This window comes from Gemmatimonas sp. (assembly GCF_041689975.1).
Lineage (GTDB): Bacteria > Gemmatimonadota > Gemmatimonadetes > Gemmatimonadales > Gemmatimonadaceae > Gemmatimonas.
The window spans coordinates 1-2,296 of sequence record NZ_JBDNFF010000395.1; the positions used below are offsets into that span (position 1 = coordinate 1).

The 2,296-nt window shown below is 64.8% G+C and carries 3 protein-coding genes; all 3 read right to left on the reverse strand.

Annotation, left to right across the window (positions count from 1 at the left end; translation table 11 throughout):
• Positions 1 to 226: 226 nt before the first annotated feature.
• Entirely contained in the window at positions 227 to 1,540 is a 1,314-nt protein-coding gene (locus tag ACESNG_RS22720; RefSeq protein ID WP_373070969.1) for a glycosyltransferase family 2 protein, read from the reverse strand.
• Between the two features lie 39 nt (positions 1,541 to 1,579).
• On the reverse strand, positions 1,580 to 1,876 hold the full coding sequence (locus tag ACESNG_RS22725; protein ID WP_373070973.1) for a polysaccharide deacetylase family protein: 297 nt from the start codon (positions 1,874 to 1,876) through the stop codon (positions 1,580 to 1,582).
• 174 nt (positions 1,877 to 2,050) lie between these two features.
• The coding region (locus ACESNG_RS22730; RefSeq protein WP_373070971.1) for a hypothetical protein at positions 2,051 to 2,296 on the reverse strand (246 nt) is incomplete at its 5' end.

Here is a 2,296-nt window from a genome sequence, read left to right on the forward strand (position 1 = left end):
ACCACCGGCGCCTTGGCTGGCCGCGAGGGAAGGGTCAGCGTGTCGGCGGCCTGTTGCAAGAGTGCCGCGAGAAGAAAGAACATCAGGGACGGTTGGGGGATCGACGAGTCGAATAGTCTCCCGACTGCGGCGCATTGACAACCCGACCCGGATGTAGAACTACGTCAAGCCCCTCGGTGGCGTTGGCGGCCCAGCCTACGCCTCCAGCGCCAAGGATCGCTACCCATCACCTGGCTCGCACGCGGCCGGTGCGTTCGAGCTTGCCCCACCCCGGCGCCCACCCCTTGAGCGCAGCGCGCATGGCTTTGAGCAGTGCGACGTACAGCACCTGACGGTACGCAATACGCTGCAGCGGGACCAGTAACGCCTGCGACCACTGTTCTCCAGGCTCGAAGGCCACGCCAATGAGGGCGGTGAGTGTGTCCACCGCGCGGAAGAAGAGATACAGCAGGATCACCGGCTCGGCGTGCGTCCACGCGGCGTGCGCACCAAGCACGGGGCTTTCGACGATCCAACGGGCAAGTGTGGCGAGGAGCGCGAGATCGGCGGCCGGCGCCAGCAACGGGAAGAGCAACTGGAAAAGCCAGATGTTGGGCAGACCAACCAGCCCGAGCGCGCCCGCGCCGGGACGCCCGAGCGCCCCGCGATGTTTCCATGCGCATTGCAACGTGCCGAAACTCCAGCGGAAACGTTGCTTGAGGAGCGCTTCGAACGTTTCCAGCGCCTCCGTCAACGCCACCGCTTGATCGGCCAATGCCACGCGATGTCCACGTCGCAAAAGCGTGAGCGTCAGATCCTGATCTTCGGCCAGTGTATCCGTGCGGAATCCGCCAGCATCCAGCACCGCGCTGCGCCGCCACGCGCCGATCGCGCCCGGTACGACGGTAATGCAGTTGACCATGACGAACGCCCGACGGTCGAGATTCTGGCTGGTCACGTACTCCTCGGCCTGCCAACGCGTGACAAGATTCACGCGATTCCTGACCTTCGCGTTGCCGGCGACCGCGCCTACCCGCGGATCGGCCAACGAATGCACGAGATGACGAAGGGCATCCGATGTGAGCAGTGTATCGGCATCGATCACGACGATCACGTCGCCGTTCGCCAGCGTCATGCCATGATTGATGGCCGAGGCTTTCCCGCCATTCACCTGTCGGATCACGCGCAGCCGTTCGTCGGACGATGCCGTGCGGGCAGCCCCACTGGTTTCGTCGCTCGATCCATCGTCGACCACGATGACTTCGAAGCGGAGGTACTGCGGTGCCAACACCGAGCGCACCGTGCGCGCGATGACACGCGCTTCGTTGTACGCCGGAATGACGACGGACAGCAAGAACGTGCCCACGAGTAGCGCTTCCGCCGCGTTCGTGACCCGCAGTGCGGCGAAGTTCATGGCGCGCTGAGGCACTTCATTGTCCGGAGCACCGGGCGTGCCAGCCTGCGGTGTCACGTTCAGCAACCCGGCGACCGTGGTCGGCTCGTAGCTGCGCGCGCGCAGCGAGATCGATGAGTGGCCCGAGTGCGGCAATGGTAGAGGCACGATCGCCACCGGCATCGTGCAGCAGTATGATGCGGCCGTTCATGCGCTCGAGTGCTGACAACGCGTTGGCACGATCTTCTGCGCGTCGGTTTCGAACCAGTCCTTGGTATCGATTTCGAGACTGGCCACGCGATACCCCAACTCATTGGCGATCACCATCGGGTGCAACCGATCTTCGGTCGCGGGGTGCGCGTCACCGATGTACGGCGGACGAAAGAGCAGTGGCCGGTGGCCCGTCACGGCTTCAATGACGCGCCCTGTGGCGGTCAGCTCCATGCGCACGGCAGCGGCGCTGAGCCCCGCGAAGTCGGGATGACTCCAGGAGTGATTCCCGATCTCATGGCCTTAGGCCACGATGCGTCGCGTGAGTTCGGGGAGATGCTGCACCTGACGCCCCACCACGAAGAAGCTGGCCACCGCATACCGTGCGGCGAGCGTATGGTATGCCAGCCACTTCCCTTGTGCCCCTCGACCGCCAGCACCTCACCTTCGCCCACCATCACCGAGATGCTATCGTTCGGAAGCGAACGAAGAGAATCTGGGTGCCCCGTGGGCCCGTGGCGTCCAAGCACTCGCCATAACTTGGTGTCCACCGCCAAGCCGCCACAGCGCCATGCTGGCCACGCCCGCCGCAGTGGCCGCGCGCAGCTGATTCCACGCCGTCGCCGCATCGAGATACCACACGGTGTGCGTGATACCCTGCGGGTCACGCCACGACGCAAACGGATTGCGCGCTCGACTGTCGAACGAGGGACC